General features: G+C 72.9%; 11 protein-coding genes and 1 pseudogene. 6 read left to right on the top strand and 6 right to left on the bottom strand.

Going from position 1 to position 14,895, the window contains the following annotated elements; genetic code table 11:
• Nucleotides 1-33 precede the first annotated feature (33 nt).
• Nucleotides 34-1,497, top strand: coding sequence for an NCS2 family permease (locus ACGFNV_RS39725; protein ID WP_393629608.1), 1,464 nt, complete (start codon nt 34-36; stop codon nt 1,495-1,497).
• A gap of 48 nt (nt 1,498-1,545) precedes the next feature.
• Nucleotides 1,546-2,697: an XdhC family protein gene (locus tag ACGFNV_RS39720; RefSeq protein WP_393629606.1), complete on the top strand. Its 1,152-nt coding sequence runs from the start codon at nt 1,546-1,548 to the stop codon at nt 2,695-2,697.
• Nucleotides 2,698-2,974: 277 nt separating this feature from the next.
• On the opposite strand, the gene ACGFNV_RS39715 is transcribed toward ACGFNV_RS39720, so the two are convergent.
• A complete protein-coding gene (locus ACGFNV_RS39715) occupies nt 2,975-3,796 on the bottom strand; it encodes a GntR family transcriptional regulator (protein ID WP_393629604.1) in 822 nt (273 codons plus the stop codon).
• Nucleotides 3,797-3,963: 167 nt separating this feature from the next.
• Here ACGFNV_RS39715 and ACGFNV_RS39710 point away from each other — a divergent pair, with 167 nt between their 5' ends.
• Together ACGFNV_RS39710 and ACGFNV_RS39705 are read left to right on the top strand one after the other, a co-directional pair.
• Nucleotides 3,964-4,803 carry a (2Fe-2S)-binding protein gene (locus tag ACGFNV_RS39710; RefSeq protein WP_393629603.1) on the top strand — a complete coding sequence of 280 codons (840 nt, stop codon included), beginning with the start codon at nt 3,964-3,966 and terminating at the stop codon, nt 4,801-4,803.
• Nucleotides 4,804-5,107: 304 nt separating this feature from the next.
• Complete coding sequence (locus tag ACGFNV_RS39705; protein ID WP_393629602.1) at nt 5,108-6,151, top strand: DUF2637 domain-containing protein; 1,044 nt, start codon at nt 5,108-5,110, stop codon at nt 6,149-6,151.
• Between the two features lie 71 nt (nt 6,152-6,222).
• Here ACGFNV_RS39705 and ACGFNV_RS39700 read toward each other — a convergent pair whose 3' ends face one another.
• From ACGFNV_RS39700 to ACGFNV_RS39690, 3 genes are all read right to left on the bottom strand, one after another.
• Nucleotides 6,223-6,711, bottom strand: coding sequence for an ATP-binding protein (locus ACGFNV_RS39700; protein ID WP_393629601.1), 489 nt, complete (start codon nt 6,709-6,711; stop codon nt 6,223-6,225).
• Nucleotides 6,712-7,147: 436 nt separating this feature from the next.
• A complete protein-coding gene (locus tag ACGFNV_RS39695; protein ID WP_393629600.1) occupies nt 7,148-7,615 on the bottom strand; it encodes a hypothetical protein in 468 nt (155 codons plus the stop codon).
• Between the two features lie 130 nt (nt 7,616-7,745).
• The gene (locus ACGFNV_RS39690) at nt 7,746-8,366 is read right to left on the bottom strand and encodes a hypothetical protein (protein ID WP_393629599.1); all 621 of its coding nucleotides are present in this window, start codon (nt 8,364-8,366) and stop codon (nt 7,746-7,748) included.
• A 253-nt stretch (nt 8,367-8,619) separates the two neighbouring features.
• On the opposite strand from ACGFNV_RS39690, the gene ACGFNV_RS39685 reads away from it, so the two are divergent.
• On the top strand, nt 8,620-10,017 hold the full coding sequence (locus ACGFNV_RS39685) for a helix-turn-helix domain-containing protein (RefSeq protein ID WP_393629597.1): 1,398 nt from the start codon (nt 8,620-8,622) through the stop codon (nt 10,015-10,017).
• Here ACGFNV_RS39685 and ACGFNV_RS39680 read toward each other — a convergent pair.
• Together ACGFNV_RS39680 and ACGFNV_RS39675 are read right to left on the bottom strand one after the other, a co-directional pair.
• Nucleotides 10,014-11,756, bottom strand: a complete 1,743-nt coding sequence (locus ACGFNV_RS39680) for a pyruvate dehydrogenase (RefSeq protein WP_393629595.1) — start codon at nt 11,754-11,756, stop codon at nt 10,014-10,016. The genes ACGFNV_RS39685 and ACGFNV_RS39680 overlap by 4 nt on opposite strands.
• A 65-nt stretch (nt 11,757-11,821) precedes the next feature.
• The gene (locus ACGFNV_RS39675) at nt 11,822-13,834 is read right to left on the bottom strand and encodes a protein phosphatase 2C domain-containing protein (protein WP_393629593.1); all 2,013 of its coding nucleotides are present in this window, start codon (nt 13,832-13,834) and stop codon (nt 11,822-11,824) included.
• Nucleotides 13,835-14,180: 346 nt separating this feature from the next.
• Here ACGFNV_RS39675 and ACGFNV_RS39670 point away from each other — a divergent pair.
• Nucleotides 14,181-14,867 (top strand): annotated as a pseudogene (locus ACGFNV_RS39670) (winged helix-turn-helix transcriptional regulator); the annotation flags it as partial.
• Nucleotides 14,868-14,895: the final 28 nt, after the last annotated feature.

Here is a 14,895-nt window from a genome sequence, read left to right as displayed (position 1 = left end):
CCCAACCCCCTGTGAAACTTGGGAGACGACCCCATGCCCCACCCGTCACTCCGACCCAGCACCACAGCCGAGGACGCGGCCAACCGCACCGCCACCCGCGCCCCGTCCGGCAGGACCGCGCTCGACCGCTACTTCCACATATCCCAAAGAGGATCCACCGTCGCGCGCGAAGTGCGCGGCGGCGTCACCACCTTCATGGCGATGGCGTACATCCTCCTCCTCAACCCGCTCATCCTGTCCGGCAAGGACGCCGCGGGCGACACCCTGTCCCAGAAGGCCCTGATCACCGCGACCGCGTTCGCCGCGGCCCTCACCACCCTGCTGATGGGCTTCCTCGGCAAGGCGCCCCTCGCCCTCGCCGCCGGCCTCTCCGTCTCGGGCGTACTGTCCTCCCAGGTCGCCCCGCAGATGACCTGGCCGCAGGCGATGGGCATGTGTGTGATCTACGGGGTGGTCATCATGCTGCTCGTCGTCACCGGCCTACGCGAGATGATCATGAACGCGATGCCGCTCGCGCTCAAGCACGCCATCACCATGGGCATCGGCCTGTTCGTCGCCCTGATCGGCTTCTACAAGGCCGGCTTCGTGCACCAGGGCAAGGCGACCCCGGTCACCCTCGGCCCGGCCGGCGAGCTGGCCGGCTGGCCGGTGCTGCTCTTCGCCGCCACCCTCCTCGCCGTCTTCGTGCTCCAGGCACGGGGCGTGCCCGGCGCGATCCTGATCGGCATCGTCGGCGGCACCGTACTGGCCGTCGTTCTCAACGCACTTGGCTTCATCGACCCGAAGCAGTGGGCGAGCGGCGCTCCCGAACTGCACGGCAGCGCGGTGTCGATGCCGGACTTCTCGCTGTTCGGGCACGTCGAGTTCGGCGGCTGGGGCGAGGTCGGCGCGATGATGGTCGGCATGATCGTGTTCACGCTGGTGCTGGCCGGGTTCTTCGACGCGATGGCCACCATCATCGGCGTCGGCACCGAGGCGGGACTCGCCGACGACAAGGGCCGGATGCCGGGCCTGTCCAAGGCGCTGTTCATCGACGGCGCGGGCGGCGCGATCGGCGGCGTCTCCGGTGCCTCCGGCCAGACGGTGTTCGTCGAGTCGGCGACGGGTGTGGGCGAGGGAGCCCGGACGGGCCTCTCCTCCGTCGTCACCGGGCTCTTCTTCGCGGCCTGTCTGTTCTTCACCCCGCTGACGGCGATCGTGCCGGGCGAGGTCGCCGCCGCGGCGCTGGTGGTGATCGGCGCGATGATGATGATGAACGCGCGGCACGTGGACTGGGCCGACCGGGCCACCGCGATCCCCGTCTTCCTGACGGTCGTGATCATGCCGTTCACGTACTCGATCACGGCGGGCGTCGCGGCGGGCGTCGTCTCGTACGTCGCGATCAAGGCCGGCCAGGGCCGGGCGCGGGAGATCGGGGCGTTCATGTGGGCCCTCACAGGCATCTTCCTGGTCTATTTCGCCCTCAGTCCCATTGAGGGCTGGCTGGGCGTGCACTAGCCCCCTCCGAACCGCCTTCCACACAACCGTCGTCAAGGAGACCGAGAGATGCTGGACATCGCCGAAGAACTGCACCGGTGGGTCGAGCAGGGCCGTGACTTCGCCGTCGCCACCGTGGTGGCCGTCGGCGGCAGCGCGCCCCGCAGGCCCGGCGCCGCCCTCGCGGTGGACGCCGACGGCACGGCGATCGGCTCGGTCTCCGGCGGGTGCGTGGAGGGCGCGGTCTACGACCTGTGCCAACAGGCTCTGGAGGACGGGGAGTCGGTCGTCGAGCGGTTCGGCTACAGCGACGACGACGCCTTCGCCGTCGGCCTGACGTGCGGCGGCGTCATCGACGTCCTGGTCACCCCGGTGCGGGTCTGCGACCCGGTCCGCCCGGTGGTCGCCGCCGCGCTGGCCGCCGCGGCGCGCGGTGGGACGGCGGCGGTGGCGCGGATCGTGGCGGGCCCGGCGGACCTCACCGGGCGCGCGTTGCTCGTCCGCTCCGACGGCTCCTACGACGGCGGCTTCGGCGCCCACCCCGAACTGGACCGCACGGTCGCCGCCGAGGCCGGCGCCTTCCTGGACGCCGGCCGCACCGGCACCCTGGAGATCGGTGAGCAGGGCTCACGCTGCGGAGCCCCGCTCACGGTGCTGGTCGAGTCCTCCGTGCCCCCGCCCCGGATGATCGTCTTCGGTGCGATCGACTTCGCGTCGGCGCTGGTCCGCGTCGGCAAGTTCCTCAACTACCGCGTGACGGTGTGCGACGCCCGCCCGGTGTTCGCGACGAAGGCCCGCTTCCCGGAGGCCGACGAGATCGTCGTGGAGTGGCCGCACCGGTACCTGGAGCACACGGAGGTGGACGCGCGGACCGTCCTGTGCGTCCTCACCCACGACGCCAAGTTCGACGTACCGCTGCTGAAGCTCGCGCTGCGGCTGCCGGTGGCGTACGTCGGCGCGATGGGCTCCCGGCGCACCCACCTCGACCGCAACGAGAGGCTCCGCGAAGTCGGTGTCACCGAGCTGGAGTTGGCCCGCCTGCGCTCCCCCATCGGCCTCGACCTCGGCGCCCGCACCCCGGAGGAGACGGCCCTGTCGATCGCGTCGGAGATCGTCGCCGACCGGCGGGGCGGCAGCGGCGTCTCCCTGACCGGCGCGCACACCCCGATCCACCACGACACGGAGCCGGGGCCGGTGGGCCGGATCGGGTCGGTGGCCTGAACGTCGGGGCCGCGTGGTCGCCCCCGGGGCACGGGAGCACCACCGCGAGGTCAGCACAACAACGCCCCCGATTGCCTGGGCAACAGCGGCGGCCCGTCCCGCGCCCGGCCCGGAGGCCGCCCGCGCCGACTTCCCGCCCAAACTGACGGCCCGCCCCAGCCCCCACACTCGGCCTCACCCCGATACCCCCGGCGACCCCCGCCCCGCCCTCCCGGCAAAGCCGACCGACCACCTGGCCGGGCGTGGCCGGACAGCCGCGCCAACGCCGGTCCACCGCTCAACGGGCCCCGGTGAAGTGCTCCCCCACCAGCGCCCGTACCGCGTCCAGCTCTCCCGCGGCCAGCGCCTCCAGCAGTGCCAGGTGTTCCGCCGCGTCCGCCACCAGGTCCGCGCGCCCCCGGGCGATCGGGCCGCCCGCGAGGGGCCACTGGGCCCGGCGGTGCAGGTCCTCCGCGATCCGCACCAGCTGTTCGTTGCCCGAGAGGTCCAGCAGCGCGCGGTGGAAGGCCCGGTCGGACTCCGCGTAGGTGGCCCGGCACCCGGTGGACGCCGCGCGGACGGTCGCCTCGGCGAGGGGGCGCAGTTCGGCCCAGCGCTCGGCCGGCACCGTCCGCGCCAGCCGCAGCATCACCGGCACCTCGATCAGCGCCCGCACCTCCGCCAGCTCCGCCAGCTCCCGCGTCCCGCGCTCGACCACCCGGAAGCCCCGGTTGGGGACGACCTCGACGGCGCCCTCCAGCGCGAGCTGCTGCATCGCCTCGCGCACGGGTGTGGCGGAGACGCCGAACCGCTCGCCCAGCACCGGCGCCGAGTACACCTCGCCCGGCTTGAGCTCCCCTCCGACCAGCGCGGAACGCAGCGCGTCGAGGATCTGGCCACGCACGGAGGAACGCTGCACCACGGGGGGACGGGGGCGCGACAGGGGCGGCTCGCTGTGCGTGTGCTCGCCCCGGACGGCACCCTCCGCGGCCCGGCGCCCGCCCTCCATGTCCGCCGCCGTCGCCTGCGCAGGCACCCGGACGGCCCCCGTCCCGCCCGCGCGCGGTGCGCCCGCCGTGCCCGCTCCCGCGCCGGCGGGGCCCTGCGCACCCTGCTTCACGGGTCCTCCTGACGGGGTTGTCAGCACTTGGGGTCATTACGAGCGGTTGTTACTCACCCGTCAAGCACCTTAGGCGTATCGAGCGCCAGTTCAAATCCCACAGTCAACAGGTAAGGTATGCCTTACCTTTCATTGCCGCACCGTCGCCCGAGAATCGGTGGTCCCGCATGCCTCTGCCCGGCTCGCCCCTCGCGGACGCGTACGCCCGCCTCACCAGCGCGTATCCCGGACTCACGGTCACCGAGCGGGGCCCGCGCGATCCCGCTCCGGCCGGCCCCGGCTGGGTGGACGCTGCCGAGCTCGCGCGGGGTGGAGCCGCCCTGGAGGCGTTCCTGGCCTGGGACGACGCCCAGGTGCTGCGCGACTACGGCCAGCAGGCCCGCCCCGACGTGATCGCGAGCTTCGGTCTGCACCGGTACGCCTGGCCGGCCTGCCTGCTGATCACCGTCCCCTGGTTCACGCACCGCCGGGTCCCCCGCTTCCCCGTGACGCACGTCTCGTACGACCGGAGCACTCCCGGCGAGATGCGCCTGGCCGTACGACCCACCGCGTTCGCCTGCCTGCCGGACGACCCGGCGGGCGTGCTGCCCGGTGCCCGGGTGGTCCCGGACGAGGAGGCGCTGCGGGACGAGGTGCGGGCCGCCGCGGCGGAGCACCTGGAGCCGGTGCTCGCCGGGTTCGGGCCCCGGATGCGGCGGCGCGGCCGGGCGCTCTGGGGCATGGCCACCGACGAGGTCGTGGAGGGGCTCTGGTACGTCGCCCACCTCCTCGGCGAGGAGGCGCGGGCCCAGCGCGAACTGGAGCTGCTGCTGCCGGGTGCGACCAAGCCGTACGTCGGCTCGGCGGCCTTCCGCGAGCTGACCGGACCGGACGGCGAGTCGCTGCCCACCCGGGACCGGGCCAGCTGCTGCATGTTCTACACGGTGCGACCCGAGGACACCTGCGCCACCTGCCCGCGCACCTGTGACACGGAGAGGGTCACCAGACTGCTGGCCGCCGCGAGTTGAGGACCCCGCGGGAAGAATCACCCGGACGGCCCCATAGGATCACCCGCGAGTGGGACACCCCGTCGAGTTACAGGCGATTCACAACTTCCTCACCTGCCACGGGAACTTTCCGTGGAACCACCCGTACAGGTAGTCTTACTCGAACTCAGCTCCCGCCCCTCAAGCGGCAGTTCGAGCAGAACGTCGCCCTGGGGCATTCCCTTGCACTTCCTTGGCGGCCTCTTGCCCCGAAAACCCATGAGGGCCGACGGGATTGGGCCACTATGGCGGGCGTTACGCCCTATCCCAATGCAAGGGACCCCAGATGAGACTGACCGACATATCGCTGAACTGGCTGCTTCCCGGCGCCGTACTGCTCCTGGGCATGCTGGCGGCGGTAGCGGTGCTCGCGCGCGGCAAGCGCACCACGGGGAAGGACACGAGCGCGGACGACTCGTGGGAGCGCAGCGAGGAGCGCCGCAGGCGCAAGGAAGCCATCTACGGCACGGCCTCCTACGTCCTCCTCTTCTGCTGTGCCGCGGTCGCGGCCGCGCTCTCCTTCCACGGCCTGGTCGGCTTCGGCGAGCAGAACCTCGGCCTCACCGGCGGCTGGCAGTACCTGGTGCCGTTCGGCCTGGACGGCGCGGCGATGTTCTGCTCCGTACTCGCCGTGCGCGAGGCCAGCCACGGTGACGCGGCGCTCGGCTCCCGGATACTGGTGTGGACGTTCGCGTTCGCCGCTGCCTGGTTCAACTGGGTGCACGCGCCCCGTGGCGCCGGCCACGCCGGTGCCCCGCACTTCTTCGCCGGCATGTCGCTCTCCGCGGCCGTGCTCTTCGACCGCGCGCTGAAGCAGACCCGCCGGGCCGCCCTGCGCGAGCAGGGTCTGGTGCCCAGGCCGCTGCCGCAGATCCGCATCGTCCGCTGGCTGCGGGCGCCGCGCGAGACGTACGGCGCCTGGTCGCTGATGCTCCTGGAGGGCGTCCGCAGCCTCGACGAGGCGGTCGAGGAGGTCCGCGAGGACAAGCGCCAGAAGGAGGAGACCCGGCAGCGGCGGCGCGGCCAGCAGCGGGTCGAGCGCGCACAGCTCAAGGCCATCAGCCGGGGCCACCGCGGCTTCGCCGGCCGTGGCGGCGGACGCCAGGTCGAGGCCGCCGCGCTGGAGCGTGCCTCCGCCCCGGTCTCCGCGGAGCCTGCCATATCCGGCGCGGAGGAACTGCCCGTACGCACCCGACCCTCGTTGCAGCCCGTCCGCCACAGCACTGACGCGCGTTCCGTCGACCTCACCGCGGAGGACGACACCATGGCCCTGCCGCGGCTCGACTCCCTCGAGCGCAAGCTCAAGGACCTGGAGCAGCAGTTCGGCTGACCGAGCGAACGAGCACATCGGGAAGGGGCGTGACCCGCGGGGTCACGCCCCTTCCCGTTCCGGGTGATGCCTCACGCCGCCTCGGCGTCCAGGTCGAACCACACCGCCTTGCCCACGCCGTGCGCGCGTACACCCCACGCGTCGGCGAGGGAGTCGACCAGGACCAGGCCCCTGCCGTTCGTGCCGTCGTCGGCGACCGGCGCGCTCACCCGGGGTCTGCGGCCCACGAAGTCCCGCACCTCCACATGGAGGCCACGCGGTCCGACGGTGGCCGTCAGGACCGCGGCGTGGTCGGTGTGGACGAGCGCGTTGGTGACGAGCTCGCTGGTGAGCAGTTCCGCAATGTCGGACCGCCCGGGCTTCCCCCACTGCCGCAGCAGCTCGCGCAGCGCCCGGCGTGCCTCGGGCACCGCCCGCAGGTCCGCCCGCCCCAGCTCGCGCCTGAGCTGGGGCGACTGTGCCTGATCCCCGGCGCCCTCGGTGTCGTCCTCTGTCGTCTCTTTCCTCGCCGAGGTGTTCGCGATCGCCATGGAACCGCTGCCCCGTACCTGCCTCTTCATGACCCCCGCCCGCGTGCCGATGTCGGTTCCCCTCCTGGTCGAACACGTTCACGGGGATCCATGCCCGATGGGCACGCGGCCAGTCATGTCCAATCGTTAACGACCAGGTGTTCGGCCATTCCGGCGACGTTCTCCGCAGGTGCGGCAGGCATCCGGACGGGTCCCCGGACAGGTGGGCCCTTTCTGCACACCGCCGTCCGGCCACCGACGCGAGAGCCGCCGCACGGTACGGGCCACGGGTGCCGCTGAACCTTTCCGTGCGGCGTGTGCCGGGTGGTTCCGACCGGAGGGCCGGGATCTGGACGTACCCCACCCGCACGACGTCCCCGGCACGACGGCCGGGGTGCACGACCGCGAGGGCCCGCCGCCTCGCTGCGACGGGCCTCGCGCGCCCCGCGAAGTTGGCCGGAATCCGTTCGTCCCCGCCGACGGAGGGTTACGACGGGCTTTCAAGGCCCTTGGTGCCGATGTGGATGATCCGGTGACTGCGGCTCATGTCGACAACCAGCTTGGTCGTGGAGCCGTCGCCCCAGGTCAGGCTGATGCCCGCCTCGGTGTGGTCGGCGGTGCCGTTGTCGGTGACCTTCCACTGGACGGGCACGTTCTGGGCGTGCAGAACGCCGTCGACGCCGTTCTTCGCCTCCCAGGCCGTCAGCTCCTTGAGGTAGGCGGCGTTGACGTAGTACGTGCGCAGCTCCGTCGCCAGCCTGCCGCCGTGGTCCGGGTCGCTCTTGGCGTCGATGTAGGCGCCGTAGAAGTCGGCGATGCGGGTGACCGAGTCGGACGGCTTGCCGGTCACCGAGCGCGGTGCGCCGGCGGACGCCTGGGCCGACAGTCCGACGCCGAGGGCCAGAGCGAGACCCGCGGCGAGAGCGGCACGGCGCATGGCGTTCTTGCTGTACATGGGTGGTGTTCCCCGTTTCTGCCGGTCTGGTGCTGCTTCTGCTGGGTGTGGCGGTCGGACGGGTGCGGAGCCGCCGCCCTCTCGACCCCCGTGGCGGGAGGGCGGCGGTCCGGCTCTCGTGTGCCGCCGGTCAGTGGAGCTTGTTGACGGCGGTGGTGGTCGTCTTCTTGAACGCCTTCACCGGAGCGTCGGCGAAGTCGCCCATCTGGCCCCAGTCGACGACCGTCACGGTCGTGCCGTCCCGGCCGACCGCGAGGAGACGGATGTCGGTCGCGCCCCAGGAGGTCTCGGTGTGCAGGCCGTAGACATGGGCGCCCTCCTCGACGGGCAGCGTGCCGTAGTCCTTGAGCGTGACCTCGATCTCCGGGTCGGCCTCCTCGATCCTGGCCGGGCAGGACTTGATGTCCTGGTTCAGCCGCGAGAAGCGGCCCTTCGCCGCGCTGAGGCCCGACAGTTCGACGCTGACCTGACGGGCGCTCGTGTCGAGGTCGGTCCGGAACTCGCGGTACCAGGTGTCCTGGCCGCCGCCGAGCGCCATGCTCAGGCAGGTGTCCAGCTCCACCACCTCCGGTACGCCGGCCGTGACCGGCCCGGCCGTCCAGGACGAGGTGGCGTGCGGCGGGAGGTCCTTGGCCGAGAGGAATCCGGGCGCCTGTGCGGCGGCCCCCGCCGGTGCGGCGAGCGCGGTGGCGACGACGAGACCGGCGGCGGCGAGTGCGGTGAGCGCGGCTGCTCGGATGCGCTTGGACATGGGTGTCCCCCGTGAGTGAGTGCGGTGAGTGTGTGGGTGTGGAAGGTCGCCGCGACGCCGGTGGGTCGGTCCGGCCCTGGTCGGTGCGACACCAGAAGCATCAGCCGTCACGGCCGCCGGGTGCAACGCTCCCCGCCCGATCCGCCGGCCTGGAACCATCCCAGCCCATCTGACGTGCAGGTATACGAGAGCCTGGGATGCGGGTCCCGGGCCGGGGGACACCGGGGGAACGGTGTCGACGGGACATGGGGGAATGGTGTCGGAGAGACACGGGGCTACGGTGTCGAGCGGGAACGACGTCGCGGAGTTCGCGGCGCTGCTGACGGAACTGAAGGCGCGCACGGACCGCAGCTACGGTTCCCTCGCACGCCGGCTCAACATGAACACCTCCACGCTGCACCGGTACTGCGCCGGAGAGGCCGTACCCCAGGACTTCGCCCCCGTCGAACGACTGGCCGTGTTCTGCGGGGCGTCGGCGGAGGAACGCCTGGAACTGCACCGACGGTGGCTGCTGGCGGTGGCGGCACGGCAACGGCCTCGGGGCGGGAACGAAGGTGCGGGACTTCCCGCCGCGCAAGCCCCGGACGGTCCGGCCGAGTCAGCCGAATCGGCCGACCTGGCGCAGCCAGGGGAGCCGGTGGAGCCGACAGAAGACATGGAACCGACGACCGGCCCTCGGCCCACGCTGGCCACGCCGGCCACGCGCCCTTGGTACCGCAGACGGAGGGTCGTCGTCAGTGCGGCGGTCGCCTGCGCGTTACTCGCCACGCTGGGCACCCTGTCCGCCCTGCCGTCAGACCGCCGCCCCTCCGCGTCCGACACCGCGCGGCCGCCCGGCGCGTCCGGCACGCCGCACACGCCCACGGCGTCGAAGGGCCACCGCTCGACCGATCCGAGCCCGAGTCCGTCTCCCTCCCCCTCCGCGTCCCCGAGCACCACCCCCACGGCCGGCGACCGGAAGAAGCCCCCCGCCTCACCCACCCCCAGCTCCGGCCCCACCGCAGAAGCGAAGGCACCGGCGGCCGTTCCACTCGCGTGGGCCGTCGACTCCCAGGTGTGGCAGCTCGGGTGCGGCCACGACTACGTCATCGACAAGCCGCCCGCCGAGGTCCCGCCGCCCCCCGCCGCGCAGGACGCCGGTACCTGGGCGGCCACGCAGGGCGCGGTGCACGGCCGGGACACGAACGTGCGGATCTCGGTGCAGGGGCGCAGCACGACGGCCGTCGTCCTGGAGGCGCTCCGGGTCCGGGTCGTCGGGCGCTCGGAGCCCGCGCCCGGCAACTCCTACGCCATGGATCATGGTTGCGGCGGCTCGATCAGCCCCCGCTACTTCGCCGTGAACCTGGACGCCGACCGCCCCATCGCCCACTCGGTGGCCGGCAGCGACGAGGGCACTCCGATCCCGGCGGTGCAACTGCCGTACCGCGTCTCCTCCGAGGACCCCGAGGTGCTGCTGGTCACCGCCCGGACGGAAGGCTGCGACTGCCGCTGGTACCTGGAGCTCGACTGGTCCTCCCAGGGCCGCACCGGCACCGTCCGCATCGACGACCACGGCCGCCCGTTCCGCACGAGCGGCATCAAGGGGCTGCCCCGCTACTGGTACGGCACGAACGACGCCGGTGAGCGCAACTGGATGGCCTACGACGGTTAGGGACGTGGCACGTTGCGCAGGTTGGAGCGGGCCATCTGGAGCATGCGGCCCACTCCCCCGTCGAGCACGATCTTCGACGCGGACAGGGCGAACCCGGTCACCATCTCCGCGCTGATCTTCGGGGGGATGGAGAGGGCGTTGGGGTCGGTGACGATGTCGACGAGGGCCGGACCCTTGTGCTTGAAGGCCTCCTTCAGGGCACCGGGGAGATCCTTGGGCTTCTCCACGCGCACCCCGTGGGCACCGCAGGCGCGGGCGACGGCGGCGAAGTCGGGGTTCTTGTTCGTGGTGCCGTAGGAGGGGAGTCCGGCGACCAGCATCTCCAACTCGACCATGCCGAGGGAGGAGTTGTTGAACAGGACGACCTTCACGGGCAGGTCGTACTGCACGAGGGTCAGGAAGTCGCCCATCAGCATGGAGAATCCGCCGTCGCCGGACATCGACACGACCTGCCGCTTCCGGTCGGTGAACTGCGCGCCGATCGCCATCGGCAGCGCGTTCGCCATCGAGCCGTGGGAGAAGGAGCCGATGATGCGGCGGCGCCCGTTGGGCGAGATGTAGCGGGCGGCCCAGACGTTGCACATGCCGGTGTCGACGGTGAACACGGCGTCGTCGTCGGCGAGTTCGTCGAGCACGGAGGCGACGTACTCCGGATGGATCGGGACGTGCTTGTCGACCTTGCGGGTGTAGGCCTTGACGACCCCCTCCAGCGCGTCCGCGTGCTTCTTCAGCATCTTGTCGAGGAAGCGCCGGTTCTTCTTCTCCCGCACCCTCGGGATGAGACAGCGCAGGGTCTCCCGCACATCGCCCCACACCGCGAGGTCCAACTTCGAACGCCGACCGAGGTGTTCGGGCCGTACGTCGACCTGGGCGATCTTGACGTCGTCGGGCAGGAACGCGTTGTACGGGAAGTCCGTGCCGAGCAGGATCAGCAGGTCGCACTCGTGGGTGGCCTCGTAGGCGGCGCCGTAGCCGAGGAGACCGCTCATCCCGACGTCGTACGGGTTGTCGTACTGGATCCATTCCTTCCCGCGCAGGGCGTGCCCCACCGGGGACTTGACCTTCCCGGCGAACTCCATGACCTCGGCGTGCGCGCCGGCCGTGCCGCTGCCGCAGAACAGGGTGACCTTGTCGGCCGCGTCGATCATCTCGACGAGACGGTCGATCTCGGCGTCGCCGGGGCGGACGGTGGGCCTGGCGGTGACGAGGGCGGTCTCGGCGGCCTGGGCGGGGGCGGGTTCCGCGGCGATGTCGCCGGGCAGGGAGACCACGCTGACGCCGGAGCGGCCGACCGCGTTCTGGATGGCGGTCTGGAGCAGCCGGGGCATCTGCTTGGGGCTGGAGATCAGCTCGCTGTAGTGGCTGCACTCGCGGAACAGTTGGTCGGGGTGGGTCTCCTGGAAGTAGCCGAGGCCGATCTCGCTGGACGGGATCTGCGAGGCGAGGGCGAGGACCGGCGCCATGGAGCGGTGGGCGTCGTAGAGGCCGTTGATGAGATGGAGGTTGCCGGGCCCGCAGGAGCCCGCGCAGGCGGTGAGCCTCCCGGTGATCTGGGCCTCGGCGCCGGCGGCGAAGGCGGCGGTCTCCTCGTGGCGGACGTGGACCCAGTCGATGGCGGCGTTGCGCCGGACGGCGTCCACCACCGGGTTGAGGCTGTCGCCGACCACGCCGTAGAGGCGTTTGACTCCGGCGCGGGCGAGGATGTCGACGAACTGTTCGGCGATGTTCTGTTTGGCCATGACGCTCTGCTGCCCCTTCGGTGTCCGGGGATCCCTGCGGGTCCATCAATTCACAGGGAACGCCGTCACGCCTCCCAAACGGCCGCGGCCGTACGGTCGTCCGCGTACCCCTTGACCCGTATACCGGCGTCGGCGAGGAACGTGACCAGGCCCGGTGCGGTGGGCCCCGACCACCGCCGGGTGAGGTGCGCGGACAGCTCCGGCTCGCCGCGCAGCGGGTCGGCCAGGCCGGCGGTGCACATCAGCAGGGTGTCGCCGGGTCGGGCGACGGAGGCGCGGAAGCGGAAGGGCTCGCGGGGCGGGCCGGGGTCCTCCTCGTACGGGCCGGGGGGTGTGGTGATGCCCAGGTCCATGGTGAGCCGGTCGCCCTCGGGGGTCTCGGCGGGCAGCGAACCGAAGCCGACGACGGGCTCGCCGGTGGCGTCGGTGACCCGGGGCTCTATGTCGTGCCATTCGCCGTCCCGGAGGCGGAACAGTCCGCCCTGCCCGACACCGAAGAAGACGCGTGTACGGCAGTCGGGGTCGACGGGCAGCAGGAGGCAGCGCAGGGTGGCCGCGTACTCCTCCGGTTCGACGCCCTGTTCGACGGCGCTGGCGCGGAGTTTGCCGAGGCTGCGGTCGGTCAGTCGGTGCAGCCCCGACTTGAGGTCGCCGCGCCGGCCGGCCCGGATGTCCTCGGCGAGCCGCGCGTGACTGCGGCCCACGGCCCGCCCGATCCACTGGCAGACCTCGGCGGCCGCCCGGTGCGCTCCGGCGGTGGCCCGCGCGCCGGTCGCCATCGCGACCAGGACCAGCGCGTGCTCACCGCTGCCGAACCGGGCGGTGAGCAGGGAGTCCCGGCGCGGCTCACCCCGGTACCGGGCGGAGTCCCCGCGCACGGAGACCGCCCGCAGCGTGCTGGCGCCGTACCGGGCACCGTCGAGCACGGTGTCCGGGACCAGGTCGTCCAGGTCGTCGGGGTCCGCGGGCGGCAGCGCGGTGGGCTCGGCGTCGTAGGTGGGCGGACCGGAGCCGACGTAGTCCCTGAAAGCCGGGGCCGGGACGGGGAGATCGAGCGCGGTGTCGGTGCGGGCACCGGCCGGCGGGGCGGGCGGCGGCGCTGTCGGGGTGCCGTCCGGGTCGGCGGCTCCCGGGGGGAACGCGGGGCGCTCGGGGATCGGGGGGACGTGGTCCGTGGCGTCGGCGGGAGCGGCTGCGGGGGGTGCCCCCATGGGCGTTCGATCACCGGTGCGGCCAGGGGCGGGGGCGCGCGGGCCCCTGTTCGACGCGCGGCCGTCGGGCGGATCGACCGCGGGCCGGGGCGGCGCATCGGCCGGCGTACGGCCGCTCGGCTGGGCGGGCGCGGAGACGGGAGGCGGCGGGTCGGTCGGCGCAGGGCCGCCCGGCTGAGCGGGCGCCGGGACGGAGGGCCGCGCATCCGTCGGCGCACGACCGCCCGGCTGACCGAGCCCGCGGGCGGACGGCGCATCCGCCGGCGCAAGGCCGCCCGGCTGAGCGGGCGCCGGGACGGAGGGCCGCGCATCCGTCGGCGCACGACCGCCCGGCTCAGCCGGCCCGGGGAGCGGGGGCGGCGCATCCGTCAGCGCACGGCCGTCGGGGGCGGCCGCGGTGAAGTCGTCGGGGGCGCCCGGGGTGAAGTCGTCGGGGGCGCCCGGGGTGACGTCGTGGGGTGTTCGCTCGTCGAAGCCCGGGGGGAGGGGGCCGGGTGGGAAGCTCGCGGGGCCCGGGGGTGGGTCGGGCGGGGGTTCCCAGGGGGCGCGTCGGCGCGGGGACGTTCCGGCGCTCGGAGCGGGGCCGGTCTCGGCGGTGGACCGGGACCGTGGCGGGGGGACCCGGGATTCCGGCGGTGGCGGTGGTTGCGAGGGCGGCGGTGGGGCGTCCGCGGCGGACCGGTCGTCGGGCGGGACCGTGTCGTCCGCGCCCCGCCGCTCGACGGCCAGCGTCCCCGCCGCGGAGGCGAATCGGTCGTCCAGCGAGTCGGCCCCGGCCGTGGGGCCCGTGTCCTCGACGGAGTCGTCGTACAGCTGCCCCCACCAGTCGTCCTCGTGACCGGTGGGCCTTCCCCCCTGCTGGCTCATGCCCCCAATTGTCCACCGCACGGGCCGGATGAAAACGGGGCATCGGGAAAATCCGGCGCGACTCGGCGCATCGAACGGTGATGCGAAGGGTGAGGGGAGGAGAGCCCTCCGGTGAGTCGGCCGGCGTGCACCGCTTTCCTGATAATCGGCTGTGACTGACGATCACGTGGTTCCGCCTGGGGCGATGCCTTGTCAGAGTGACCGGTGGTGCGGCGATGATGTGCCGAGGCGGCTCACGCCGTGGCCGGTTTCCGCCACGGACGGCGTCCGCGCGGTCGTTCGCCGGGGAAGGACGTCACAGCCGATGCAGGGAGTGACAGGTCTGTACGACACGCACGAGCCGGCCCACCGGGCCACGCCCGGTGGGCCAGCCGTGCCCGGCCTGGTCGAAGTGGTGACCGGCGCTGACGCGATCGCGCGGCGCTTCCGGCAACTCCGGCTCACGGCGAGCGAGGAGGTGTGCGCGTTGGTCGCGGAGGGTCCGGCCGTCCTGGCCGGGGTGCCGGAGGCGGGAGCGGCCGACTGCCGGGTCCGGCACCGGGTGGTGATCGAGCGGCCGGTACAGGAGCGGCCGCACGGCATCACGTCGCTGACCGGGGCGCCCGGGCGGGACGAGCAGGTGCGGGTCGTGGACAGGGTCCCCACGCCGTTGGTGATCGCCGACCGGGCGCTCGCGCTGGTGCCGCACGTCGGCGTCGGTACGGAGCCCGCCGCGCTCGTGGTGCACGCCGGTGGACTGCTGGAGCTGCTGTCGGCGCTGTTCGAGTCCGTGTGGCGGGAGGCACGGCCCTCGCGGTCCGCGACGGCCGACATGCGGGACCTCGAGGACCAGGCCCCCGACCCCACCGACCTGGACATCCTCTCCCTGCTCCTCGCCGGCCTCACCGACGCGAGCGTCGCCAAGCAGCTCGACCTGGGCCTGCGGACCGTACAGCGCCGGGTGAAGCGGCTGATGGAACTGGCCGGGGTGACGACACGGCTGCAACTGGGCTGGCACGCCTACGAGCGAGGGTGGGTGACGCGCGGGCGATAGCCGATGGCGCGCGGGCCACCGTGCCTGA

The sequence above is a fragment of the Streptomyces sp. NPDC048751 genome (genome assembly GCF_043198595.1).
In the GTDB taxonomy this organism is placed as follows: domain Bacteria; phylum Actinomycetota; class Actinomycetes; order Streptomycetales; family Streptomycetaceae; genus Streptomyces.
The sequence above is the reverse complement of the archived record's forward strand: the minus strand, read 5'-3'. Positions and strand labels throughout refer to the sequence as shown.

What these genes read in the sequence shown, in the direction of transcription:
- ACGFNV_RS39725 (WP_393629608.1), top strand. Translation starts at nt 34, where the DNA reads ATGCCCCACCCGTCACTCCGACCCAGCACCACAGCCGAGGACGCGGCC.
- ACGFNV_RS39720 (WP_393629606.1), top strand. Translation starts at nt 1,546, where the DNA reads ATGCTGGACATCGCCGAAGAACTGCACCGGTGGGTCGAGCAGGGCCGT.
- ACGFNV_RS39710 (WP_393629603.1), top strand. Translation starts at nt 3,964, where the DNA reads ATGCCTCTGCCCGGCTCGCCCCTCGCGGACGCGTACGCCCGCCTCACC.
- ACGFNV_RS39705 (WP_393629602.1), top strand. Translation starts at nt 5,108, where the DNA reads ATGAGACTGACCGACATATCGCTGAACTGGCTGCTTCCCGGCGCCGTA.
- ACGFNV_RS39700 (WP_393629601.1), bottom strand. Translation starts at nt 6,711, where the DNA reads ATGAAGAGGCAGGTACGGGGCAGCGGTTCCATGGCGATCGCGAACACC.
- ACGFNV_RS39695 (WP_393629600.1), bottom strand. Translation starts at nt 7,615, where the DNA reads ATGTACAGCAAGAACGCCATGCGCCGTGCCGCTCTCGCCGCGGGTCTC.
- ACGFNV_RS39690 (WP_393629599.1), bottom strand. Translation starts at nt 8,366, where the DNA reads ATGTCCAAGCGCATCCGAGCAGCCGCGCTCACCGCACTCGCCGCCGCC.
- ACGFNV_RS39685 (WP_393629597.1), top strand. Translation starts at nt 8,620, where the DNA reads ATGGTGTCGGAGAGACACGGGGCTACGGTGTCGAGCGGGAACGACGTC.
- ACGFNV_RS39680 (WP_393629595.1), bottom strand. Translation starts at nt 11,756, where the DNA reads ATGGCCAAACAGAACATCGCCGAACAGTTCGTCGACATCCTCGCCCGC.
- ACGFNV_RS39675 (WP_393629593.1), bottom strand. Translation starts at nt 13,834, where the DNA reads ATGAGCCAGCAGGGGGGAAGGCCCACCGGTCACGAGGACGACTGGTGG.